At 67.2% G+C, this 24730-nt stretch carries 22 protein-coding genes and 1 tRNA gene; 9 read left to right on the forward strand and 14 right to left on the reverse strand.

The genetic code is table 11. From position 1 onward, the window contains the following. Positions 1–5 precede the first annotated feature (5 nt). The 3 genes from EEB19_RS16120 to EEB19_RS16130 form a co-directional block, all read right to left on the reverse strand. Positions 6–1646, reverse strand: a complete 1641-nt coding sequence (locus EEB19_RS16120; RefSeq protein WP_187588053.1) for an acyl-CoA dehydrogenase family protein — start codon at positions 1644–1646, stop codon at positions 6–8. A gap of 125 nt (positions 1647–1771) precedes the next feature. After that, a complete protein-coding gene (locus tag EEB19_RS16125) occupies positions 1772–2518 on the reverse strand; it encodes a PaaX family transcriptional regulator C-terminal domain-containing protein (protein WP_187588055.1) in 747 nt (248 codons plus the stop codon). Between the two features lie 9 nt (positions 2519–2527). Next, a complete protein-coding gene (locus EEB19_RS16130; protein WP_187588057.1) occupies positions 2528–3502 on the reverse strand; it encodes an AraC family transcriptional regulator in 975 nt (324 codons plus the stop codon). A 184-nt stretch (positions 3503–3686) separates the two neighbouring features. Here EEB19_RS16130 and EEB19_RS16135 point away from each other — a divergent pair, with 184 nt between their 5' ends. From EEB19_RS16135 to EEB19_RS16145, 3 genes are all read left to right on the forward strand, one after another. Next, a complete protein-coding gene (locus EEB19_RS16135; RefSeq protein WP_187588059.1) occupies positions 3687–4898 on the forward strand; it encodes a cytochrome P450 in 1212 nt (403 codons plus the stop codon). 2 nt (positions 4899–4900) lie between these two features. Then, positions 4901–5929: a 2Fe-2S iron-sulfur cluster-binding protein gene (locus EEB19_RS16140; protein WP_187588061.1), complete on the forward strand. Its 1029-nt coding sequence runs from the start codon at positions 4901–4903 to the stop codon at positions 5927–5929. Between the two features lie 101 nt (positions 5930–6030). Beyond that, positions 6031–6240, forward strand: coding sequence for a hypothetical protein (locus EEB19_RS16145; protein WP_187588063.1), 210 nt, complete (start codon positions 6031–6033; stop codon positions 6238–6240). Between the two features lie 103 nt (positions 6241–6343). On the opposite strand, the gene EEB19_RS16150 is transcribed toward EEB19_RS16145, so the two are convergent. Both EEB19_RS16150 and EEB19_RS16155 read right to left on the reverse strand, forming a co-directional pair. Continuing rightward, the gene (locus EEB19_RS16150; RefSeq protein ID WP_187588065.1) at positions 6344–7513 is read right to left on the reverse strand and encodes a Fic family protein; all 1170 of its coding nucleotides are present in this window, start codon (positions 7511–7513) and stop codon (positions 6344–6346) included. Positions 7514–7751: 238 nt separating this feature from the next. Next, positions 7752–7825: transfer RNA gene (locus EEB19_RS16155), tRNA-Pro, on the reverse strand. 197 nt (positions 7826–8022) lie between these two features. On the opposite strand from EEB19_RS16155, the gene EEB19_RS16160 reads away from it, so the two are divergent. The 3 genes from EEB19_RS16160 (at position 8023) to EEB19_RS16170 (ending at position 10581) form a co-directional block, all read left to right on the forward strand. Further along, complete coding sequence (locus EEB19_RS16160; protein ID WP_187588067.1) at positions 8023–8439, forward strand: hypothetical protein; 417 nt, start codon at positions 8023–8025, stop codon at positions 8437–8439. A gap of 65 nt (positions 8440–8504) precedes the next feature. Then, a complete protein-coding gene (locus EEB19_RS16165) occupies positions 8505–9131 on the forward strand; it encodes a lipocalin family protein (protein WP_187588069.1) in 627 nt (208 codons plus the stop codon). 403 nt (positions 9132–9534) lie between these two features. Further along, the gene (locus tag EEB19_RS16170; protein ID WP_262365706.1) at positions 9535–10581 is read left to right on the forward strand and encodes an acyl-CoA dehydrogenase family protein; all 1047 of its coding nucleotides are present in this window, start codon (positions 9535–9537) and stop codon (positions 10579–10581) included. Here EEB19_RS16170 and EEB19_RS16175 read toward each other — a convergent pair. The 4 genes from EEB19_RS16175 to EEB19_RS16190 are packed head-to-tail and all read right to left on the reverse strand — an operon-like array spanning position 10568 to position 15390. Then, positions 10568–11926: a dipeptidase gene (locus EEB19_RS16175; protein ID WP_187588071.1), complete on the reverse strand. Its 1359-nt coding sequence runs from the start codon at positions 11924–11926 to the stop codon at positions 10568–10570. The two genes, EEB19_RS16170 and EEB19_RS16175, sit on opposite strands and share 14 nt — an antisense overlap. 37 nt (positions 11927–11963) lie before the next feature. Next, positions 11964–13517 (reverse strand): MFS transporter, encoded by a 1554-nt coding sequence (locus EEB19_RS16180; RefSeq protein ID WP_262365707.1) that lies wholly within the window; start codon positions 13515–13517, stop codon positions 11964–11966. Positions 13518–13519: 2 nt separating this feature from the next. Next, on the reverse strand, positions 13520–13924 hold the full coding sequence (locus EEB19_RS16185) for a hypothetical protein (RefSeq protein WP_187588075.1): 405 nt from the start codon (positions 13922–13924) through the stop codon (positions 13520–13522). Then, positions 13921–15390: an APC family permease gene (locus tag EEB19_RS16190; RefSeq protein WP_262365708.1), complete on the reverse strand. Its 1470-nt coding sequence runs from the start codon at positions 15388–15390 to the stop codon at positions 13921–13923. The genes EEB19_RS16185 and EEB19_RS16190 overlap by 4 nt, the downstream gene beginning before the upstream one ends. Before the next feature lie 195 nt (positions 15391–15585). Between EEB19_RS16190 and EEB19_RS16195 the strand changes: the two genes are divergently transcribed. Together EEB19_RS16195 and EEB19_RS16200 are read left to right on the forward strand one after the other, a co-directional pair. Next, positions 15586–16578, forward strand: a complete 993-nt coding sequence (locus EEB19_RS16195) for an FUSC family protein (RefSeq protein WP_187588076.1) — start codon at positions 15586–15588, stop codon at positions 16576–16578. 110 nt (positions 16579–16688) lie between these two features. Continuing rightward, a complete protein-coding gene (locus tag EEB19_RS16200) occupies positions 16689–16898 on the forward strand; it encodes a hypothetical protein (protein WP_187588078.1) in 210 nt (69 codons plus the stop codon). Between the two features lie 102 nt (positions 16899–17000). Here EEB19_RS16200 and EEB19_RS26960 read toward each other — a convergent pair whose 3' ends face one another. From EEB19_RS26960 to EEB19_RS16220, 4 genes are all read right to left on the reverse strand, one after another. Next, complete coding sequence (locus tag EEB19_RS26960; RefSeq protein WP_187588080.1) at positions 17001–19652, reverse strand: LuxR C-terminal-related transcriptional regulator; 2652 nt, start codon at positions 19650–19652, stop codon at positions 17001–17003. A 188-nt stretch (positions 19653–19840) separates the two neighbouring features. Next, on the reverse strand, positions 19841–21184 hold the full coding sequence (locus EEB19_RS16210) for a DUF2252 domain-containing protein (RefSeq protein WP_187588082.1): 1344 nt from the start codon (positions 21182–21184) through the stop codon (positions 19841–19843). A 9-nt stretch (positions 21185–21193) separates the two neighbouring features. Continuing rightward, the gene (locus EEB19_RS16215; RefSeq protein ID WP_262365709.1) at positions 21194–22702 is read right to left on the reverse strand and encodes a hypothetical protein; all 1509 of its coding nucleotides are present in this window, start codon (positions 22700–22702) and stop codon (positions 21194–21196) included. A 69-nt stretch (positions 22703–22771) separates the two neighbouring features. Further along, positions 22772–22954: a hypothetical protein gene (locus tag EEB19_RS16220; RefSeq protein ID WP_262365710.1), complete on the reverse strand. Its 183-nt coding sequence runs from the start codon at positions 22952–22954 to the stop codon at positions 22772–22774. Positions 22955–23037: 83 nt separating this feature from the next. On the opposite strand from EEB19_RS16220, the gene EEB19_RS16225 reads away from it, so the two are divergent. Next, positions 23038–23985 (forward strand): GlxA family transcriptional regulator, encoded by a 948-nt coding sequence (locus EEB19_RS16225; protein ID WP_187588084.1) that lies wholly within the window; start codon positions 23038–23040, stop codon positions 23983–23985. Between the two features lie 156 nt (positions 23986–24141). Here the strand turns inward: EEB19_RS16225 and EEB19_RS16230 are convergent, their stop codons facing one another. Continuing rightward, the gene (locus EEB19_RS16230; protein WP_187588086.1) at positions 24142–24600 is read right to left on the reverse strand and encodes a hypothetical protein; all 459 of its coding nucleotides are present in this window, start codon (positions 24598–24600) and stop codon (positions 24142–24144) included. Positions 24601–24730 lie beyond the last annotated feature (130 nt).

Genomic DNA, 24730 nt, shown 5'->3' on the forward strand with positions numbered 1-24730 from the left:
TTGAGTCACCCGACCTTCGGAGTGACGCGGTCGAGGATCGTCGAGATTCCGAGACCGTCAGGCAGACAACCGAAGACGTCGCCGCGCGTCGAGCCGAGACGGCTCACCACGAACGCTTCGGCGACTGCCGGATGCCCGAACCGCAGCAGGAGGGATCCCTGGAGCACCAGCGCCATGTCGCCGACGATCTGACGGGCCGCGAACTGGATGGCGGCCGGATCCGAGACGTCGGCGAACCGCCCACGCAGGACCGTCAGTGCGCGGTCGAGCTCCGGCGACTGCCCCTGCACGACACCGACCTCGTCGAAGAAGATCTCCAACGTCTCGGGTTGGCGCACGATGGCACGCAGCACGTCGAGTGCGGCCACGTTGCCGGAACCCTCCCACACCGACATCAACGGCGCCTCCCGGTACAGCCGAGGCATCCGCGATTCCTCCACATACCCGTTGCCGCCCAGGCATTCCAGCGACTCGGCGGCATGGATCGGTCCGCGTTTGCAGACGTAGTACTTGCTGACGGCGAGCCCGATTCGTCGCAGGGAATCTGCGCGCGCATCGCCTGCGACGGCGCGATCGGTGACCTCCGCGAGCCAGAGCGCCGCAACTGTTGACGCCTCCGCCTCGACCGCGAGGTCGGCGATCACGTTGCGCATCAACGGCTGATCGATCAGGGCAGCCCCGAAAGCGCGTCGGTGAGATGCGTGGTGTGCGGCATTCATGACGCCCGTCCGCATCGATGTCGCGGTCCCGAGGGTGCAGTCGAGGCGAGTCAGGTTGACCATCTCGACGATGGTGCGGACACCTCGCCCCTCCTCGCCGACGAGCCAGCCCAGCGTGCCGTCGTACTCCACCTCACTACTGGCGTTGGACCGATTTCCGAGTTTGTCCTTGAGACGTTGCAGCGCAAAGGGATTACGCGTGCCGTCGGGGAGGATTCGCGGCACGAAGAAGCACGACAACCCGCCGGGTGCCTGCGCGAGGACCAGGAAGACGTCCGACATCGGCGCCGACGTGAACCATTTGTGGCCGGTGATGCGATAGGTGCCGTCACCCGTCGGATTCGCCACCGTGGTGTTGGCCCGGACGTCGGAGCCACCTTGCTTCTCGGTCATCGACATACCCGCGATGAGTCCCGCCTTGGACAGTGGCGCGCGCAGGCCGGGTTCGTAGACGGGCGCGGTCAGGAGCGGCTCGTATCGGTCTGCGAGTTCCGCATTCGCCCGCAGTGCGGGCACGACGGCGTAGGTCATCGAGATCGGGCACAGGTGTCCTGCATCGGTCGGACCCCACACACTCATCTTCGCGGCCCGCACCAGGTGCGGACTTGGGGACGTCTCCGCCCACGGAGCCGCGTGAAGGCCGAATCCGACTGCCCGACGCATGAGTTCGTGGTAGGCGGGGTCGTAGTCGACCTCATCGATCCGATTGCCGTACCGGTCATGCGTCCGGAGGACCGGCGGATGCGCCTCCGCACGATCGGCCAGGTCGAGGACCTCCGCCGAACCCGCTTGCCGACCGATCTCGTGCAGGGCGTCGAGCGCGTGGTCGGCACGTGCGCGAGCGATGGCCTCGAGGATGACCGGCTGCTCGGCGACGTCGTGGTCGATGAGCGGCGGCACCTGGTTGGTGACGGCGTGTGTGGGCATGGCAGGCCTCCCTGAGTGGATCGGCGGCACGAAGCGACACCGCCACTATTACATATGTGGCTCGCAAGAATCCAGAATGTAATGCCAGGAGTCCGGGGGCCGCGGGCTCATGCCGCGGCGACACGTCACCTGAGTTGAGGTCCGAGCACCCGCTCCACATGGGCCGAGAACTCGGCCCGGAAGCTCCCGTAACGTTCTCGGATCAGCTCGCCGGGCCACGGCGCCGGACACAGTTCGTCGGGAAGCAGCGGATCGCGCATGATATGCCGGACGACCCGGGCGGCCACCTCGAATCGGTCCCGGAGGTCGACGGCATCGTCGAGCGCCGCAATCAGTTCAGTGGACCGTTCCGCCCACACCGTTGGCGCGAACAGCTGTTGGGCCAGTTCACTCGGCGAGCCGTCCGGCTCGGCGTCGAACATCGTCACGCGCGGCACCACCGCCGGATCATCCAGTGTCACATCGATATTGGCCGGCCGCATCCACACTCCCTCACGCAATTCGCCGAACCGCGAACCGGTCAGGGCGGTGCGCGTCGCGCTGCGCATCGCAGCGTCATCGGATGGCACGCTGATGACCGCGAGTCGCCATCGACCGTTCCACGCACGGAGCACGGGGTGAATCGATTCGTCCTGCCGGCGTTGGCGTTCCACCAGTCGGTCGCTGAGCCGGTAGATCCCGTCGGCGCGGTCGAGGTCGCCGCCCGCGACCATCCGGGTGAGTGCAACACGTATCGCGGACTCACCGATGCCGAGTTCGGAGGCGATGGCGAGAATCCCGGCGGGTGATGCCTGGGCCGGGTGCGTACCCAGCAGCGTGCTGAGGATGGCCGACCGCGCCGGGAGGCGCTGCGATCCGGACGTGCGGGGCATGGCGCGATGCTATCGCGGCGGCCGATACGCCTGGTCCGCCGCGCCGCCGCGCACCACCTGCGACGGGTTCACCCCGTATCGCCGACGATGCGCCGACGCGAATCGGCTCGGGCTGCTGAATCCCCACCGGGCGGCGGCGTCGGCGACCGTGACGGCGCCGCCGTCGAGATCGGCGTGCGCGCGCTCGAGACGGATGTCGGCCAGCGCGCGGGTGGGCGTGGTCCCGACGTACTCGGCGAACGCCTCCTGCAGCCGGCGGACACTGGTGCCACCGACGGCAGCCATCTCCGCCAACGTCCACGGCCGACCCGGGTCGTCGTGCAGTGCATCGAGGACACGCTTCACCATCCCCGGGCGCATCGGCCGTTCCGAGTCGGCGTCCGAACCGGTGACGGCGAGAAGGAAGGCGGTGGTCACGGCACTCGCGAGCTGTGGGCCGACCAACGGATTGGCCAGCAGGTCGACCGGGTCGCGCTTCTGCGCGGAGAGTGCGGTGACCAGGCCGAGCCACGACGCCCCGGCGTCGGCCGACACGTCGACACGATCGGGCAGCGACAACCGCCGTCGGATGGGCGCGAGATGAATCCGGTCGGCCTCCCGTTCCAGGTGCTCGGCGTCGAACTTCACCCCCAGCACATGGCAATCCGCGGTCCAGCGACTGATGAGCGACGGCGTGTCGGCAGCGAAGATCGTGCCCTGACCGGGTGCCGAGACGAGTTCACCGTGGCCGCTGCGGGAATGCAACCGCCCCGACAGCGGGATGTTCACTTCGTAGGCGCCGGGATAGTCACACGCGATCGACACCGCCGTCCCCCACGTGAGACGGCCGATCGTGACCCCGCCGAGCTCGACCGTGCGCAACGACAGGTCGACGTCGTCGCGACCGTCGAGAGCCTGCAGCTCGTGCGGGAAGTACACATCGGCCACAGCCTGATGTGCTGTCTCCCAATCCCGTGTACCCACGAGCTGCTCGGATGCGGACATGGTCTCTGTGTTCTACCGCATGGCCGACCGCGCATGCGATTCAGATCACAGATTGTTCGCGCGATCTGTCTCATGCCCGCGCAAACGGTGTCGAGCGGCACCGCGCCGGAACCTAGCGTCTTGGCGACACCGGGCATCACCGCCCGATCGAGGAACACCGTCACCCGACCGAGGAGCACACCCCGTGACCACCACCGTTTCCTGGCTCGACGACATCACCATGACCCAACTCGAGCGCAATCCGTACCCGATCTACGAGCGCCTGCGCGCCGAGGTCCCGCTCGCCTACGTCCCTGTCCTGGGGTCGTACGTCGCGACCACCGCCGAGATCTGCCGCGAGATCGCGACCAGCGACGATTTCGAGGCGATCATCACCAAGGCCGGCGGCCGCACCTTCGGACATCCTGCGGTGATCGGCGTCAACGGACCGATCCACGCCGACCTGCGATCGATGGTCGACCCGGCGCTGCAACCGCAAGAGGTTGACCGGTGGATCGACGACCTGGTCCGGCCGATCGCCCGCCGCTACCTGGAGACCTTCGAGGACGTCGGCCGCGCGGAGCTCGTCGCCGAGTACTGCGAACCGGTCTCGGTGCGCGCCCTCGGGGACCTCCTCGGCCTGCAGATGGTGAGCTCGGATCAGCTCCGCGACTGGTTCCACAAGCTCTCCCGATCGTTCACCAACGCCGGCGTCGACGAGGACGGCGAGTTCACCAACCCCGACGGCTTCCGCGAGGGCGACGAGGCGAAAGCGGAGATCCGCGCGATCGTCGATCCCCTGATCGACCACTGGATCGAGCACCCCGACGACAGCGCGATCAGCCACTGGCTGCACGACGGCATGCCCGAGGGTGAGACCCGCGATCGTGACTACATCTATCCGACACTGTTCGTGTATCTGCTCGGCGCGATGCAGGAGCCGGGTCACGCGATGGCCTCGACGCTCGTCGGACTGTTCACCCGTCCCGAGCAGATGGAGCAGGTCGTCGACGAACCGGCCCTGATCCCACGCTCCATCTCCGAGGGCATGCGCTGGACCTCGCCGATCTGGTCGGCGACCGCACGGATCAGCACGGCCGACATCGAGGTGGCCGGCGTCTCGTTGCCGGCGGGTTCGGTTGTCCTCATGTCCTACGGCTCGGCGAACCACGACGACACCGTCTACGACGCACCCTCCGACTACGACCTCTCTCGGCCACCCTTGCCACACCTGGCGTTCGGCGCCGGCAATCATGCTTGTGCAGGAATCTATTTCGCCAACCATGTCTGTCGGATCGGTATGGAAGAACTCTTCGACTCGATTCCGAATCTCGAACGCGACACCGGCAACGAGGTCGAGTTCTGGGGGTGGGGATTCCGCGGGCCGACGTCGCTGCATGTCACCTGGGAGGCCTGAGGATGGGGTCCTACTCGGTCCAGGTGTCCGGTTCCGATCCTCGGACCGTCGAGTGCAGCGCGGATCAACGGTTGCTCGACGCCTTCCTGCGCAGCGGCGTGTATCTGCCGAACTCCTGCAATCAGGGCACCTGCGGCACCTGCAAGGTGAAGTTGTTGCGCGGCAACGTCGAACAGCCCTCGATACCCGAGACCGTGATGTCGGCACAGGATCAGGCGTCCGGCCACATCCTCGCCTGCCAGTCCGTTCCGAGGTCCGATGCACACATCGAAGTACCCCTCGGCTGTGCGAGCGGTCCGCGACATGCACTGCGGGACATGGTCGGAACGGTCACCGGTCTCCGACCCATCGCCGACGACACGGTGGCTCTCACGGTCGAGATCGACGAGCCCCTCGAGTTCTCGGCAGGGCAATACATCGAGTTAGTGGTGCCGGACACTGGGGAGGTCCGCCAGTATTCGATGGCCAACCCGCCGGGGTGCGGTGAGCGACTGGAGTTCCACATCCGTCGCGTCCCGGACGGCCGAGCCACCGACGGCTGGATCTTCGACTCCCTGGCACACGGCCATTCCGTCGAGATGCGAGGCCCCTGGGGCGATTTCGTCCACGACACCGAGGTCGGCGCACCGATGGTGCTACTCGCCGGCGGAACGGGTCTCGCACCGCTGACATCGATCGCCCTGGACGCGCTGGCACTCGATCCCGACCGCGAGATCCACCTGTATCACGGTGTGCGCCATCGGCAGGACCTCTATGCGGTCGGCTTCTGGGAGACACTGGAGCGCGCACACCCCGGTCTCCGCTACGTGCCGTGCCTGAGCCGCGACGACTGGGACGGTCGCCATGGTTATGTCGGCGATGCGCTCGTCGAGGACTTCGACAGCCTGCGCGGCCACGTCGCCTATCTGTGCGGCCCGCCCGCGATGGTCGACGCCGGTGTCAGGGCGTGCAAGCGTCGTCGCATGCCGGGCCGCAACATCCGGCGGGAGAAGTACACGCCGGCGCCGGTGACCGATCTGGCTGCGGTGTGAACGCCTCGCGATGATTGAGTTCCCGCGGCACGGGTATCCATGCTGTGCGGTTACATGACACCGCCCCGAGAAGAGCAATCCGATATCGATGGGAGCGTGAGATGGCACAGTACCGCGTGATCAATGCCGACGGCGATGTGATCGACACGAAGGAGTTCTCCGACGCCACCGGTGCCTACGACTGGCTCAAGACCGTCGAAGCACCCGACGACCAGCTCGGTGTCGCGATGCAGGTCCTCGACGAGGGCGAGTGGAAGAACTTCGAGGTGTCCGACGGCGGCACGAACGCCAATCCGTCCGCCGACGCCTGAGCCAGCGCGCTGAGGGAAGCGCGAACGCCGACACAAACGAGGAGGCCCTGACCAGGAATCCCTGGTCAGGGCCTCTTCTGCTATCTCAACCTAGCGTGTCTGTTCAGAACTCCAGTGCCGCCAGGACCGCATCGCACTGAAAGATTCGGTCGTAACGCCCTTCATTGCGCTGCCGGAGAATGCCGTTGTCGACCAGTTTGGCGATCGCGGTGTTCGCGGCCTGGTACGACACTTCGTACAGTCGCGCCGCGAGCGAAGCAGTGATCATGGGATACCCGATCAAGTCATCCGCAATTCGAAGCGATACTCCCTTCGCTCCCTTCAGCGTCATCTGGAAGCTGTCCCGAAGTGCCAGCAATCTGTCGACTCGCGCGACGACCTCTAACGATTCGGAGTGGATCGCGGCGGCGATGAAGCAGACCCAGGCGTCCCAGTCGCCAGTCTGCGACACGCGCAGAAGGCCATCTTGATACTCATCCCGACGTTGCTCGAGCCAGGGCGAGATGTTGAGCACGGGGTAGCGTAGGTCGCCTGCACTCATCAGCTGAAGAGCAGCAACGAGACGACCTAATCGACCGTTTCCATCGTGGAACGGATGCAGTGCCTCGAATTGGTAGTGGGCCGCCGCGACGCGGACGATCGTCGGAATGTCGTCACGCTTGCGTACCCAAGTCTGCCAAGCATCCAGACCATCCTTCAGCCGATGGTCCGCTGGCGGCGGTACGAAACGAGCTGAGTCGACCCTTCGGCTGCCAACCCCGATGAAAACCTGTGTCGTTCTCACGCTTCCGGCGTGTGGGCCATCGCTTGCTGTTCCCTGCAGGAGCTGAGCCTGGAGGTCCTCCAACATCCGCACGGAGATCGGTTGTCCCTGGTCAACCAGAGCGTAGGCACGCTCTGCCGCCGTCACATAGTTGCGGACCTCGCTGACCGATCTTGTCAGTTCATCGTCGCTGAGGAAGTCAGCCTCGAAGACGTCTGACAGTGCGGCGAACGTACCTTCGAGAGCGGAGGTGCTCACCGCTTCACGCCGAGTCGCTGGTCGTGTCAGCAACGTTGGGTTGGGAAGCAGGGACGACGCCTGATCTGCGCGAGCGAGTGCTGTGGCCGCGTCGATGACCACAGAATAGGTGGCAGCTTCCAGATCTATACGCGACGGAAGCGGGTCCGGTACGAACGCAAAGTAGTCGAAGTCCTCGCGAAAACGTTTGTCGTACCCCGCGATCGGGACCAATTGCCCAATCGGGCTGTTCTTCAACTTGGAGATGTCCATGCTCTCGGCTCAACCTTGAATTCCAACAACGTAATTTCAAGGTTACCGCGCCAACCTTGAAATTGGTCAGCAGGATTTCAAGGTTTGGCAAGCGTGCAGCGGGTGTCGCGCTTGTCCGAAGCACTCTTCTGAAGGAGCGGAACACGGCACAGACTGAGCGCACGGCCGCCCAGCAGATACGAGGAGGCCCTGACCAGGAATCCCTGGTCAGGGCCTCTTCTGCTATCTCAACCTAGCGTCGGGGTGGCGGGATTCGAACCCACGACCTCTTCGTCCCGAACGAAGCGCGCTACCAAGCTGCGCCACACCCCGTGTGTAGCCTGCGATAGCTTACCCCCACGACCACGATGGGGCTAAATCGCCTGGTCACCGCCCGTCCACACAAGTGACGCCGCAGCAAACAGTTGGACGCACTCGGCGCATTTCCGGCGCACATGAGCCGCCCAAACCTTAAAGTATTTCCGGTACGACTGTCCCGCTTCTCCCTCTCGAACCGAAAGGACACGGTCATGACCTCCCCGGATCATGATGCCAACATAGGAGCGAAGGAAGGTTTCGCTTTCGGCATCTCGATTGTTGCGTCCGCTCTACTGTTCGTCGCCGGTCTGGTGGCCGTCTTCCAGGGCATCTCGGCCATCGCCAACGACAAGCTCTTCGTCGCCGGTCCGCAGTACGTCTACCAGTTCGACCTCACCACCTGGGGCTGGATTCACCTGATCATCGGCATCCTGGCGGTCATCATCGCCGGTGGCCTCGCGGTCGGAGCCGACTGGGCGCGGATCTCCGCGATCATCATCGCGTCGATCTCGATCATCGCGCAGTTCCTGTGGCTGCCCTACTACCCACTGTGGGCGATCCTGATCATCGCGCTCGACCTGGTGGTCATCTGGGCCGTCGCGACCTGGAAGCCGTCGAACATCGCGTGACCCATCCGCTGCTCGGGCGGCTCCGAATCGCTGTGGTCCATACCCACTCGAACGGAGCCGCCCGAATGCGTATCACCCGCAGGATTCGACCCCTGTTCACCCTGTTCGCAACCGTCGCCGTGGTCATCGGCGCATTGGTCGCCACCTCCGCCCCCGCATCGGCTGCACCGCTGCAGCCGATCCCGAAACTCGACACCGAGCGGTATCTCGGATCGTGGTGGCAGCTCGCGGCGGTCCCCGCATTCTTCAACCTCGACTGTGCCAAGGACACCAAGGCCACCTACACCCCGATCAACCCGACGACGATCGGCGTGGAGAACACCTGCACGACCTTCACCGGACAGACCAACCGCGTCAAGGGCAAGGCCACGGTCGTCGACCCGGTCACCAAGGCCCAACTGTCGGTGAAGTTCCCCCAGGTACCCGCCAGCATCGATCCCGGCAACGCGCCGAATTACATCGTCGCCTGGATCGCCGACGGCGCCACGCCTTCCGACCCATACCGGTTCGCCGTCGTCGGAGACCCGACCCGCACCTCCGGCTTCCTGCTGTCCCGCGACAAGGTCGTCCCGACCTCGACGCTGCGCATGCTCCGTGGCGAGATCGAGAAGGCCGGATTCAACTCGTGCACCTTCCTGGTCTCCCCGACGACAGGTGGACGCACCGATCAGTCGCCGCTCTGCCTGGTGTGATTCGTGCGGGTGCCGGTGTGGTCTCGATACGCGCCGGGCTCGCTACGCTCACGCGCCGCTACTCGACCAGCAGAGGAAACGGCTGGCCGCGTCGTAGGCTGGCCGGGTGACCGTTGATCCCGACACCCGTCGCACCCGGCTGATCGAGGACGCTTACCGGATCGACCAGCAGAGGAAACGGCTGGCCGCGTCGTAGGCTGGCCGGGTGACCGTTGATCCCGACACCCGCCGCACCCGGCTGATCGAGGACGCGTACCGGATCGACCAGCAGAGGAAACGGCCGGCCGCGTCGTAGGCTGGCCGGGTGACCGTTGATCCCGACACCCGTCGCACCCGGCTGATCGAGGACGCGTACCGGATCGACCAGCGCAGGAAACGGTCGGCCGCGTCGTAGGCTGGCCGGGTGACCATTGATCCCGACACCCGCCGCACCCGGCTGATCGAGGACGCGTACCGGATCGCCGACGACGTCCTGTTCCCGGCCGCGGCCGAGGTCGATCGCAGCGGCGAGATCCCCACCTCGCACTGGACACAGCTCGCCGACGCCGGGCTGTTCGGCATCGCGGCCCCCGAGGAGGCCGGCGGACCGGGTCTGGGGTTCGAGCAGGTCGTGGAGGTCCTCGAGGTCATCATCTCCGGTTGCCTCTCAACCGGATTCACCTGGCTGCAGCATCACGGTGTGGTCATCTCACTCGCCGGCACGACCAACTCCGCGCTCCGCAGAGAACTCTACGACGACGCCCGCGAGGGACGAGTCCGCGCGGGCGTCGCGTATGCGGGGGTGGTTCCGACACCCCCGCGGATGCGCGCGACCCGCACCGATCGCGGGTGGGTGTTCGACGGCTACGCACCCTTCGTCAGCGGGTGGGGCATCGTCGACGTGCTGCAGGTGTCGGCCCGCGACGTGGAGACCGACGACGTGATCGCCGCTATCGTGCCGATCGACCCGTGCCCACCGGACATCGAGGTCATGCCACTGCATCTCGGCGCGGTCGACGCGTCGCACACTGTCGCACTGAAGATCTCCGGCCTCGCCGTGGCCGACGAACGCGTGGTCAGCCGCGTGACGCTCGACGACTTCTTCGCCTCCCAGAACGTCGGGGTCCGACTGAACGGCACCCTGCCGCTCGGACTCCTCCGTCGCTGCACCTCGCTGCTCGACATCTCCGGCCACAGCGACGCGGCCCGCGCGATACGTGAACGCAGCAGCCACGTGCGCTCGCGCCTCGACGCCGGAATGGCCGACGCCGCGGCGCTGATCGAGGCGCGAGCCGACGCCGCGCAACTCGCGCTCGACGCGACCGCCACCCTGATCGCGGCGGAGGGGGGTCGTGCACTGCTGCGCGGCAGCACCCCCGAACGGCTCGCCCGCGAAGCGCTGTTCACCCTCGTGGCGGCCAGCCGTCCACAGTTGAAAGATCTTCTGGTGGAACGCTTCAGCGGCCTGTGAGCCGCGACGCGTACTCCTTCAGGAAGGTCGCCTCGACGACTGCCATGTTCTCGATCTCGGTGGGGTCGACGCTTTCGTTGGGTGCATGGATCAGGCAGAGGGGTTCCTCGACTCCGAGCAACATGATCTCGGCATCCGGGTAGGTCTCGGCGAAGACATTGCACAGCGGAATCGAACCGCCCTGCCCCATCAGCAACACGTCCGTCCCGTAGGCCCGCTTCATCGCGTCGACCATCGTGTCGTAGCCCGGTCCGGACGTCGCCCCGGTGAACGGGGAGCCGTCGGCCTCCCGTTCGAAGGAGACCTTCACGTGCCACGGCGCGACATCGGTGAGGTGAGCGATCAACGCATCCTGCGCGTGCTTGGCATTCATCCCCGGGGGCACCCGCAGGTTGATCCGGGCCCGCGCCCGCGGCACGATCGACGCCGACGACCCGACCACGGGCGGACAGTCGATGCCCAGAACGGTCGCCGCGGGTCTGGCCCAGACCATATCGGACACGCGACCCGACCCGAGCAGATCGACGCCGTCGAGCACGTTGGCGTCGGTGCGGAACGACTCCGCGGGATAGTCGACGCCCGGCCAGGTGGCGGAGGCATCGAGCCCGGCGACCGTCGTGTTGCCGTTGGCATCGCGCAAGGACGCGAGCATTGTGATCAACGCCGCCAACGCATCGGGCGCGGCGCCGCCGAACATGCCGGAATGCATGGCCGACGACAGCGTCTCGACACTCACGACGATGTTCGCGATGCCGCGCAGGCTGGTGGTGAGGCTGGGCCTGCCGACGGCGAAATTGCCGGAGTCACAGACGAGTATTGCGTCTGCGCGCAACAGGTCGGGGTTGCGCGGGACGAAATCCTCCATCCCGCCGGTGCCCTGCTCCTCGGAGCCCTCTCCCACGATGGTGATGTTCACCGGGATGTCGCCGTCGAGCGCGCGCAGCGCCGTCAGATGCATCGCGATGTTGCCCTTGCAGTCCGCCGCGCCCCGGCCGTACCAGCGACCGTTGCGTTCGGTGAGGGACCAGACGGGTGAATCCCATTCGTCCTCGCCGAGCGGAGGCTGGACGTCGTGGTGGAAATAGAGGAGAACCGTCGGTGCGTCGTCGGGGCCGGCGAGGTGACCGGTCACCGCTTTGCTGCCGTCGGCGGTCACGTGGGAGTCGACGTCGGAAAAGCCCACATCGGTGAAGGCCTCCTGCAGCCAGTCGACCATTTTGTCGCACTCCTCCGGCGGCGATTGCTCCGGATCATGTACCGAGCGGAATCCCACCATCGCGGTGAGATCGGACTGGGCCTGCGGCATCAGGCCGCGTACCCGTTCCCGTAGTGCGTCGTCCGTCATCAGCTCTCCTCGCTCTCGATCCGATCTTCCCAGCGTGTCACGACGTCTGCCTGGTGTCCGCCGACTGCGTGGTCTGCGCGCGTGGCCACACGTACCACACCACGACCACTGCGATGACCGTCAGGACAGCTGTGACGACCATGGTCAGTCCGAGGCCGTGCGAGAACGCGATGATCACGGCGTCGGTGACCTTGCGCTGCAGTTCGGCCGGCAGACGCGCCAGCGCGTCGGCGTACGACGACGAGTTCACCAGTGCGGCACGCACCTGATCGACCTCGTCGGCGGTCAGGCCTGAATCCTGCACCGCCCGATCGGAATCGGCCGAGGTGAGCGCTCGGGTGATCGCGGTGAGCAGTGCGACACCGAGCGCGCCCCCGACCATGCTCGACATCTTGAAGACACCGGCGGCGGTGCCCGACAGTCGGGCCGGTACGGTGCCGACCGCCGTGTTCGACACCGGCGTGGACAGCAGGCCGAGGCCACAGCCGATGACGACCAGTGCCGCCGCCATCAACCACAGCGACGAGTCCGCGTGCAGGGGCCCGAGAACGGCGAACCCGACGGCGAGGACCACGAGGCCGAGCAGGACCGGCCATCGGCCACCGACCCTGCTGTCCAGACGGCCACCGACCGGGATCAGAGCGAAGATGCCCAGAGTCGCGGGCAACATGAGGAGTCCCGCCTCGACCGCGCTGTAGCCACGGGCGTTCTGCAACCACAGCACGAGCAGATAGCTGAGGCCGGCATAGCCCAGGTTCATCACCAGGTTCGCGGTCAGCGCTCCGTCGTAGGCGCGTAGCCGGAACAACGATAGGTCGACGAGCGGGGCCGCAACGCTGCGTTCGATCAGCACCCAGGCGACGGCGAGAACCACGGCCGCGACGAACAACCCGATCACGAGCGGATCCGTCCAGCCGGCCGACGGTCCGTCGGTCAGCGCGTACAGCAACGCGAACACGGCGAGCGCGATGGCGCCCAGTCCGACCCAGTCGATGCGGCGATCGGCGGCGCTGTCCACCGCCTCCGGGGTGACCGCTCGGATGACGGCGAAGGCGATCACGGCGAGCGGGACGTTGATCCAGAACAGCCACTGCCACCCCGGGCCGTCCGTGAGCACGCCGCCGATGGCCGGCGCGAGCGCCTGCCCTCCCCACGCGACCGCCTGCCAGACACCGAAGGCCGTCAACTGTGCCCGCCCCGAGAACTGCTCAGGGATCAGTGCCAGGGTGGCCGGCAGGATGAGCGCGGCACCGATTCCCATCAGCCCGCGGCCGACGATCAGGGTCGTCACTCCGGGAGCGAGGGCGGCGATCGCCGAACACGCCGCGAACACGAGGATGCCGAGTTGCAGGATACGTCGCTGCCCGAAGATGTCGCCGAACTTGCCGGCAGCGATGACGAGCGCACCTGCGGCGAGACTGAACGCATTGTTGGCCCACTGGAGTCCGCCGAGATCGGCATGCATCTCGTCGGCGATCGTCGGTGTGGCGACACCGAAGTCGGCGAAGGCCAGCCAGACGAGACCGGCCGCGGTGCAGGTCGCGGCCAGTGAGATCCATCGTCGCGACCCGGTCGCGTCGGGGTCCGCCACGGTCACCGGGCGTAGCGCTGGTCGGCGATGAACTCGCGGACGGTGTCGATGTTCTCCGGGCAGTAGACCTCGACGATCAGCCGCAAGCCTTGGAAGACGTTCTCCGTCAGCACGATCGGCCGCACATAGAACTCGCCGCCGACACCGATCTGCGTCTTGAGGTGACCGAGTGCGGTCTCGCTGCCCGCCGCGGCGCAGACGGTGCCGCCATCGTCGCCGAAGATCTCGGCGACCTGACGGGCGTCGAGGGGAGTCGGGATCCCGTTCGCGTCGTACGCCGCGATCAGGCGGTCGGCCTTGGCGACGGCCTCGGCGTTGTCGCGGTTGTGGTCCCACGCCACCATCATCACGACCAGCAGCACCGCGAGGACGCCGCCGACAGTCCAGTAGATCGCCTTGTGGCTCATGCCGTCTGCTCCTCTGGATTGGCCGGGACGCTCCAGCTCGGTTTCCGAAGCGCGATGAGCGCGGCCGGGATGATCAGCCCGAGCAGCAGGATGCCGCCGCCGACGATGCCGACGAACACCCACGGACTCCCGCCACCGAACTGTGACGGCGGAACGAAACTGATGGCGATGGCAGCGATCGACGCGACGAAGCCGACACCGCAGAGTAGAGGCAGTGCCGGAGCGCGATATCCGCGTGGATGGTCCGGCGCGATCTTGCGCAGCCGGTAGGCGGCGATGAACAACCAGAGGTACACCAGGAGGTAGACCGATGTCGTGATCGTCATGAAGATCCAGTAGGCGTTGGACACCGCGGGCACGAGTGCGAACAGCAGCGCGAGCAGTGTCGTCACCCAACCCTGTGCGACGAGAATGTTCTGCTGGACTCCGACCTTGTTGGTCTTCTGAAAGTACGGTGGCAGATAGCCGCCGTCCCGGGCGACCAGCAGCAGACTCTTGGACGGTCCCGACAGCCAGGTCATGAACCCGGCCAGCGACGCAATGACGATGGCGAGGCCGACCAACGGAACGAGCCACTGTAAACCGAAGTGGCCGAACACCACCGAGAACGCCTGCATCACCCCGGCCGTCAGACTGATCTGATCGCCGGGCACCACCCAGGAGATGGCGAGCGGCGGGAGGATGAGGATGACGAGCACGAGGATGACCGCGAGGAACATCGAGCGCGGGAACTGCCGGCCCGGATCCTTGAGCTCGTTGACGTGCACCGCGTTCATCTCCATGCCGGAATAGGCGCCGAAGTTGCTGACGATCAGCACGATGCTCGCGATGCCGGTCCAGGCCGGCAGCAGGTTGCTGCCGCTCATCGGCGCCGCCGACGGATTGCCCTGCAGCAGATACACGATGCCGAGGATCACGAGCAGTGCACCGGGGATCAGGGTGCCGACGAGCACTCCGCTCGACGCCAGTTTCGCGATGACGCCGATGCCGCCTCGCAAGGCGAGAAGGACACCGGCCCAATAGACGACGATGATGACCACCGCCGTGAAGACACCGCTGGAGGCGAGATCCGGGTCGATGACGTAGGCCAGGGTGCTCGCCACGAACGACAGCAAGGTCGGGTAGTAGAAGATGGTCATCGCGAACTGATGCCAGGCGGCGGCGAAACCCATGTTCGGCGAGATGCCCTCGGTCACCCAACGGTAGACACCGCCCGGCCACCCGGAGGCGAGCTCCGCGGACACCAGGGCCGTGGGGACGAGGAACACGATCGCCGGGAGCACGTACAGGAACACACACGCCAGGCCGTAGACGGCCATCGTCGGCGCGGGCCGCAGACTGGCCACCGACGACACCGTCATCAGGGCGAGTGCGGTCCAGGTGATGTAGTTCGTCGCCGGACGTGCGGTGACCGCCGCCCTCTCGCCGCCGCCGGTATCGCCACGGGTCACGGGATCGTCCGCCATCTGATCACCTCTCAGAGTTGCTCCGGCTCGCGGTGCCCGGGACCGGGCGAACAGGCCGGATCACAGCTGAAGGGAGAGTCGCACCCGGTCGACATCGGGAGCATCACCCGCGGCGGGTGATGTTGTGAGGCCCGTGATCACCGCGACGACCACGCGCGAGACCTCGATCGCCTCATCTCGGATAATGTCTGCACGGTGACCGCCGCCGCGCCCCCGCTCCTCGTGTGGCGCTGGCTGCCGGCACTGGCCGCTCTCGTCGCGGCGACGCCGGCCGTCCTCGTCACCGGGCTGGTGGATGTCCGTTCGGGCGTGACACTCGGAGTCGGCATGATCCCGTCGCTCGTCGTCGGGATTCCGCGGGAACGCCGGCGGCGGGTGGTGATCCTGGCGGCCTCACTGATCCTGGGCATCCCCATCACCATCGGTTCATCGGTCTCGCCGTGGCCGTTGCTCGCATGCGCCACGATGTTCGTACTCCCCGTCGTCGCCACATGGTGCGGACCGCGACTGCACCGGCCGCGACTCGCCCTCCTGCTGATCATCTTGGCGCCACCGCTCGTCGGCATCGGGCTGAGCCTCGACGGCCTCTCGGCCGGACTGAGAATCACCGGCCTGTTCATCGCGGGCGGTGTGATCACGTTCGCCGTCGCGATCGCCCTGCCGGAACGCTGGCTCGCCGAACCCACCGACGGGCCGATGACGGCGACAGGACTGCCGGGAATCGCCTACGGCGTGCTGGTGGGGCTCGTCGGCCTCGTCACCGCCACGATCGGATTCCTCCTGGACCTCGACCACGTCGGTTGGGCCTGCGCAGCAGCACTTCTGGTGATGCGCCCCGACGCCCACCTGCAGCAGTGGCGGACGGTGGGGCGGTTCGTGTCCGTACTCGTCGGGGCATCCGCCGCGGCAGGACTGGTCGAGCTCGGCGCCGGCCCCTGGGCAGTGGCCGCGGCCGTCGCGCTCGCCCTCGTGGCGGCGGCCGCGACGCGTGGGAGCCGCTGGTACATCCTGCCGACGTTCACCACCTTCCTGGTCATCCTGATGCTGAGCTACCCGGACTCGGTGCAGGCGACGGGCCGCCTGACCGAACGCGTATCCGAGACCGTGCTGGGACTCGTCGTCGCCGCGGTCGTCGGCATCGGCGGATCGGCGCTCCTCCGCGCGCGCGAGCACACCTCGTCTCTGTAGAGGGTCCGCAACTCACCCATCTTCATCCGCAACGGATGATGTCGCCCAGCGGGTGCGACGAGCACGCTGACGGAGCAGCGCGACACGACCACGATCGGCGGGACGACCACATGGATCGCCATGAGTACGAGTTCCTGGTGGACGGGGCACTGTCCGACCGTGTCCTCGCCAGCTTCCCGGAACTGGCTGCTCTTCCTGATCATGGACGCACGGCGACAAGGCTTTTCGGTGAACTGCCGGATACCGCGGCGGCGCGGGGTGTCATCGCGCGACTCGATTCACTCGGGCTCACCCTGCTCGAGTTCCGCCGACGGCCCTGAGCGTCGGGTGACGCTCTTCTCCGGCGCGAGGGCGAACTCGATCGGTGCCGGTCCAGGTGGTCGCCGAGTCGTGGCCGAGTCGGGTTCGGCGTTGCCGACGGTTCAGAGCAGCCCTGCGGTGCGTGCGGCCGACACCGCGTCCCGCCGTGTGCCGACGTCGAGTTTCCGATAGATGTTGCGCATGTGGGTCTTCACGGTGTTGACCGACACCGACAACACCTCGGCGATCTCCTCCGCCGTCTGCCCTGACGGCAGGAACGTCAGTACCCGCATCTCCGATGTCGTCAGGTGCACCTGCCGGGGCGACCACCGCTCGCGGACTGCCGCCAGGTAGGCCGCCGCAAAGCCTTCTTCGTGGCCGAAGGTGCCGACGTCGCGGGCGACGGCTTCCGCGATCGCCTGTCCGCCGGCCAGCAGAGGCGCCAGGAGACCGCGTGGCGCACCGATCTTCATCGCCTCGCCGAGGCCGCGATGGCACTCGCGCCGATCATCGAGACCCGCGGCGATCCGGGCATGGGTCACCCAACCCGTCATCGCCGTCTCCGGATGCGCCTCGGCCAGTTCGGCGATCACCGGGGCGAGCAGCCGCCGCGCCTGCTCGGGGCCGCGACAGACCAGCGTCCCCACCGCACGCGCGACCGCGACCTCCGGAACGTGCCCGAACATCCGCTCACCGACGGCTGCCAGTTCCGGAATGCTCTCTGCCAGTCCCGAATCCGCACACATCCCCGCCACGCGCACGAGCATCACCGGAGACGGGCACGGGCCCTGCCGCGACCGCATCACGCGGATGAGGGTGTGGCGAGCCAGATCTGCGGCCGCATGTCGATCCGCCGCGTACTCGAAGGCCGCGGTCAGCACCATCATGGGAGCGCGCCGCACGACAGCCGACCACGAGGGCACCGTCGTGTCGAGGTCACGTCGGAGGTCGTCGACCTCGCCCGCGTCGAGATGTTCACCGAGTTGGTAGCGCGCATCGAGCTCCAGGGCCCGGCACCGACCCACCACACCACCGTCGAACCGTCCGGCCGCGTGCGCGGTGTCGAGTGCGTCGCGGGCCCAATGCTTCTGCAGCAGAGGCTCGCCCCGCAGGGATGCGAGTGAGGACAACTGCTCGCGGACGCGCACCCGCACCATTGCGAGATCCCCCGACGCGGCGATCGCCATGGCGTGGGCCAGCGGGGTGTCCGCCTCATCGGGATCGCCGAGACCGGCCCTCGCCGCCGCCGTGACCGAGAGCGCGAGAACACGCACCTCGACCGACGCCGGCGCCGGGAGCGTGCACAGCGCCCCGATGGCGTCGGCCAGGCCCCGAAACGGAACCCGCGTCGAGAGCTGCACCACGAGAACGTGATACAGCATCGTGGCGATGTCCGACGACGGCGAGCCGGCACGCAGCGACGGCCGTACGACCTCGGCGTGCTCGACCGAGGCGATGGCCGCGGTGATGTCGTCGGACTCGAGCGCGATCATCGCCCGGAGCAGCAGTACGATCGGGCGGTTCGGGATCGAGGCGGATGCCTCTTCGAGCAGCGGTGCGATGGCATCCACCCGATCGTCGAGAATCAGTCGGGGGCCGACGCGGACGAGTGTCTCCTCCACCACCTCTGGTTCGCCGAGCAGCAAGGCCCCGCGCAGCGCGTCCAGATCCCGCCCGCGCGCGACCGACCACTCGATCGCCCGGCGTGACACCGATGCGGGCGCGCCGCGGTCCCGTCGACGCATCTCCGCCCGCAGATGCGTGCGGACGAGGCCCGGGTACCGGTACACCGGCGACCGATCGGGCGCAGCGTCGGTCAGGATCGGGAAACCGCAGCGCAGGAGATCGCGGATCGCCTCGTCGGCGTCGCAATCACACAGGTGCTCGGCGAGTGCGGCGTCGAATGTCGGAGGCACGGCGGTGACGGCGGCGAACTCGAGGAGTTCCGGGTTCAGTCGGGCCAGGACCTCGCCCACCAGATGGTCGGCGATCGGCTGGGGAGAGCGTTCGAGCTGTCCCAGTGCCTCGTCGACTGCTGGACGTCCGGCGAGATGGTCTGCCGCGATGCCGACCAGCGACGGCCAGCCGCCGGTGAGCGCGCACAGCCGTTCGGCCTGCCCATCCGAGAGCTCTGTCTGCTGATCCGCCAGGAGCCGACGGATCTCGCGAGGCGTCATCGACAGTTGTGCCTCACCGATGCGGGTGAATCGATGATCGGCTGCATAGGTGTGCCACGGGAGCGGAAGGTCGTGACGGGCACTGATGATGACGGCCACGTGCGAGGCCTGGTTCGTCAGGAAGGTCTGCAGGCTGAACAGGTCGATGCCGTGGGCGAGGAGATCCGCGTCGTCGACGACGATGACGATCCGACCGGTGGCCTGTGCCAAGGCGTGCTCTGCGCGGCGTGCGTCGTCGGCGAACTCGACCGACCCGTCGAGGCGCCCCGCCTCCGGGGTCGACGGGGCGGCCACCGGTGCCGCGTCGAACCGCTCCACGCACACACGCCACAGCCGCCCGATGTGACCGGGTGGTGTGATCGTGAGATCGAGGATCTGCAGATCGTGACGTCGAGCCGTCCAGCGCGCGAGCATCTCCGACTTGCCCGTGCCCGACGGGGCGCTGACCAGTACAACGGCACCGGGACGATCGACCGCCTCGTCCAGAATCGCCGCGAGTCGCGCGGCGCGGTCCGCATCGGGCGCCGGCGCGGAGGCGGACGCGGTGGCCCGGGGAGTACGAACAGTGGTGTCAGCAGCCTCTCGTTGCGACCTCATGCGTGGACCCCCGATCCACCGGCAGCTGCGCCTGACGGCATCTGTTCACACGAGAACATAGCGCGAATCACGCTCACAGTCGCGGATTGTTTCGCGACACCGGCGTGAACGGGATCGAATTGCGATCGAATTGGCCGAATGTTCACGAAAATCGCGGTCGAGAACTCATGACCGGCCGTCGTCGCCGTTCACGTCAAGTCGTGCACCTCGAGTCTTCCCTGCTCGATCGCGGTGAGCATCGCCTGATGATCGCTGTCGGTCAGATCGGTGTAGGCCATCGAGAAGTCGGCGATGGCGTCCGAGAATCCTTTCGCACTGCCGAGATAATCGGCGATCTGCAAGCGGCTCCCGGTTCTCGCATGGGCATGTGCGAGGGCCCGCCCACACAATTTCGCGTAGAGCTTCATGTCGACGGAAGAAAGCGCCTCGATGACCACCGAGCCTTTTCCGTCACGCAATTGCCGCACATAGAAGTCGCGTTTCTCGCCGTTCTCGTCCAGGCCGGACGTCCAACCGAGGAACAGGTCACTGGCGGCCTGCAGCAGTCGCTGCCCCTCGACGACCCGCTGCCCCTGATTCGGGTACTGCTGAGCCGGAACGTGGTCGGCGAGTACCGACCGCTGCGCCTCCTTCACCTGCAGGAACAGCGGGTCGTCGGTCCGGGTGCCATGGAACAGCACGATCCACGCCCGGGTACCCACGCTGCCGACCCCGACCACCTTGCGTGCGACGTCGACGAGGGTGAACTGGTCGAAGAGCGCACGGATGTGATCCGGCATCATCGTGCGGTACTGCCGCAGTCGGTCCTCGATCCGCTCCTCGACGATGTCGGCGCGCTCGTCCGGGAAGAGCTCGTGGATCGGGACCAGCAGAGGTGGATCGCTGCGGATGCGGATCCGTCCGTCGGGATCGACCACACACAGCTTCGCGACCGCCTGAGCGCTGTCGCGGTGCTGCGCCTTGCGCAGGCCGCGGACCGTCCGTTCCTCGGTCGAGGTATCGAGCTTCGCACCGACCTGCGCCATCATGTCGTGCACGTCGATCCGCGCGTACCAGCAGTCCATCGTCGTCTGTCCGGCACTGGTCCGCATCCATTTGCGGTACGACTTCGCCACCTCGCGGGCGTTCGCCCGAGTGGTTGCCGCGTCGAACCCGTTGCCCCGTGACGCGACCGCGACGCTCGCGGCCAACCGCTTCACGTCCCATTCGAACGGGCCGGGGGCCGTCTCGTCGAAGTCGTTGAGGTCGAAGATCATCCGACGTTCGGGGGTGTTGAAGACGCCGAAGTTGCTCAGGTGGGCGTCGCCGCACAGTTGTGTCATCACCCCTGAGTGCGGGACAGCGGCCAGGTCTGCAGCCATGACCGCGGCGGCACCGCGATAGAAGGTAAACGGAGTCGCCGACATCCGGGCGTTGCGAACCGGCACCAGGTCGGGCACCCGCGACTGCGCCTGCCCCTGCAGGATCTCGATCGGATCTCCGCGGTCCGCGGGTTCCACACATCTGGCCAACTCGCGGATCGTCGCCGCCATCGTCGCCTCCTATTGGTACGAGACGAACACCGGGTGGGGGCGGACCTGCAGGGTCTGCGAGGGAGTGAACGTCGGATGGTCTTCGGTGTAGAAATTCTTCCACCCCATCCAGACGTTCGGGGGCAAATCGGTGACCAGCCGCTGCCACGTCCCCATCTTGACGGGTGGTTCACCGTGCCCGTCTGCATGGATGAGCACCTGCAGCTCGGGATGACTCGTGTCGATCCGCTCCCGGTTCGCGAGCATCGCGCTGTCGAACTCGTGCAGGACGAACACCTTCTGCGGAAGCCCGCGCTCGGCGGTGAATCCGGCCAGCCATTGCGAGGTGCGGTTGACCTCGTCGGCCGACACCGACCCGATCTGGGTGAGATGCACCTGATCCGGCTTCAGCCGCCACTCCGGATCGAGGGCGAGGCCGACGTGCGGCTGGGCGAGCAGGTCGGCGTAGCGGCGAGCCTGGGTCAGGAAGTCGGTTCGTCCCGGCTGCAGGTCGAGGGTGACGTAGACGCCCGCGGCGCGCGCGGCGTCGACCCAGGGTCGGATTCGGGCGGGATCGACCATGCTCGAGTAGCTGTTGTCTGGGCCGGGTTCCGACGACGCGACCGTCACGATGATCTCGAACGCCGGCACGACGGGGACCCGGCTGTACGGCTGATACTCCGCGGCGAGTTTCTTGACGCGATCGATCGAGGCCGGGATGTCCTGCGCGCCGAGCGGTCCCAGCGTCGGCGACCCCGGCGATCCGTAGAGGGCGACGATCTGGCGACCGGGGAAGACGACCTGACCACCGCCGGGCAGTTCGGGCTGCGTCCGGGCGGTGTGCACCCGGTCCGCGAACTCGTCGCTGCTCCCGAACCCGCTGCCGAACGCCCGCACGGCCGCGGTCGGTTGCTCGCGCAGGACGCGCACCGACTCGCCGGTCCCCCGCGGGTCGTCGGCCGGCACGCGAACCACCCGTGCCCCGGCTGCGTGGGCGGTGGCCTCGGCGTCGGGGCGGGCGGCCTCCGACAGGTAGGCGATGGACGAACCTGTTTGCGGTGCGCGCTGCCCCGACATCGCCCTGGTGTCCGGGGTGGTCCGGGCGTCGCCGAGTCCGCCGGCCGCCGAGGTGTCGCCGACAACGTAGATGGTGGACACGCCCAGCCGACCCATCTCCTCGGCGACCTCGGCGCGGTCTGCGTCGTCGAGCGCGAAGACGGGGGTCTGATGTTCCTCCGCGAGTGCGCGTGCCCGGTCCCAGCTCTGGGCGTCGGCCCCGGGCGTGACGACGATCGCCTCGTCGGACCGTCCGAACAGTGTGCGGCTCACGAGCACACCGTCGGCGCGCTCCGGTCCGTCGACCACGGCTGTGCTGCCCTCGCGGAGCTGGGCGGCCGAGCCGGGGCTCGACGTCCGGACCACGAAAGAGGCCGCGGTGATGACGGCGACCACCGCGACGAGCACGGCCAGCGCCGACCAGACGCGCTTACGCGAGATTCGAACGGTTGCCCCCTTGGTGCACAACCGATGTGTGCACAACGACTCCTCTGCCGGTCGGGGCCCAACCTAACAGCCACGAATGTCGGTGCAAGACCGACACATCGGACGTCACGCGCAATCGCGGCGCCGGAGATTGAGCACGACCAGCTCATCGTGGATGCGGTCGGCGTCGGCACCGAAACCGAAGGGCACGCGCGAGATGTGGGAGGTGCGCCGGTCGGAGCGGTAGACGATGACGGCGGCCGGCAGGACGAATGCGACGAGCAGGGTGACGAGGACGATGGTGTTCATGACAGAAATTATTTCTCCGTCAATATCCGGCCACCAGTGGCGCTAATGACATTGTTCGCAAATTTTCTGCCATACTGGGTTTCATGCTGCACAAGGTCGCCGTATTGCTCTACCAACCGGTTGCCCTGTTCGAGTTCGGCGTGATCAACGAGGTGTTCGGCCTGGACCGCACCGACGACGGAGTTCCGGCATTCGACTTCGTCATCGGGTCGCCGGAGCCGGGCGTACCACTCGACATCGGCCACGGTGCGGTTGTCGTCCCACCGCACTCGCTGGAGGAATGCGTCGACGCCGATCTGGTGGCCATCCCCGGTGGCCGCACCGATCCGGACTTCCCGCCCGAAGTCCTCGACGCGCTGCGCGCCGTCGTCGACAACGGCGGACGGGTGCTCACCGTCTGCTCGGGTGCGTTCGCGGCCGCGGCGGCCGGACTGCTGGACGGTCGTCGGTGCACGACCCACTGGCGGTACGGTGCGAAACTCGCGCGGATGTATCCCGACGCGATTGTCGACACCGACGTCCTGTTCGTCGACGACGGTCCGATCACGACCAGCGCCGGAACCGCGGCCGGGATCGATGCCGCTCTCCACCTCGTGCGCGAGGAGTTCGGGCCCGAGGTCGCCAACCGGATCGCACGCCGCATGGTGGTGCCTCCCCACCGGGACGGTGGTCAGCGACAGTTCGTCGAGGCGCCGATCCCCGACTGCGATTCCGACGGATTCGCCGGCGTCCTCGAATGGATGATCGGCAATCTCGACACCGACATCTCGGTGGACGCGCTTGCCGGTCGCATGCACATGTCGACGCGCACCTTCGCCCGGCGGTTCGTCGACGAGGTGGGTGTCTCACCGCACAAGTGGCTCACCGAGCAGCGGGTGCTGCATGCGCGTCGACTGCTCGAGTCGACCGATCTACCGGTCGACGACGTCGCCGGGAAGGTGGGCTTCGCCTCCGCCACCCTGCTGCGCCATCACTTCAACGCGACCGTCGGCGTATCGCCCACCATCTACCGTCGCCGGTTCGCGCGATAGTTTGCGCGATAGTGGGCCCGATCTCGATACACCCGGACTCGCTCCGCTCGTGCGGGCACTCGATCAGCGTGTGTAACGACCGTCCCCCACTGCTGATCGAGTAGCGACCGAGGCGCCAGCCGAGGCCGCGTATCGAGATCACACCGTCGCGACCACTCAGTCGGCCTCTGCCCCGTACGACTCCGCGAACGACACCCGCGGAGTGGTGGCGGAGTGGAAGACCGCGAGACCGGTGAAGAACAGAGTCGACACACCGAAGACCGCGCCGACGACGACCGCCACGATGTGCACCACCGTGCCGAGGATCCCGCCCACGTCGGCTGTCACGAGTGCCGCCGTCAGAGCCAGCGTGGCGCCCAGCAACGACCAGGCGGCGCTGCGGACCCGTGGCCCGACGACGGAGGCGTAGAAGAGTCGCTGATAGATGACCAGTTCGAATTCGTCGACCGCGGCGATCCGGACGTCGTCACCTGCCGCGAGCTCGCGGAGTTCACGGGCCACGGTCACGTCGCGCTGCAACGATGCGGTCTCCCGCTCGCGGTACCGCACGAACGCGATGACGCCGATGGCCGCCGCGAGAAGTCCCAACCCCACACTTGCTCCCCAACTGTCCACGCTGACACGCTACATCCGGCGATCGTGCCGGAGTGCGCCCGGTCACATGCCGGATCAGCTCCCGACGAACCCGACAACGACGAACACGCGCCGCCCGAATCCCGCACGATGGTGCGAGGTCGGGCGGCGC

The organism is Gordonia sp. OPL2 (genome assembly GCF_003797825.1).
Classification (GTDB): domain Bacteria; phylum Actinomycetota; class Actinomycetes; order Mycobacteriales; family Mycobacteriaceae; genus Gordonia.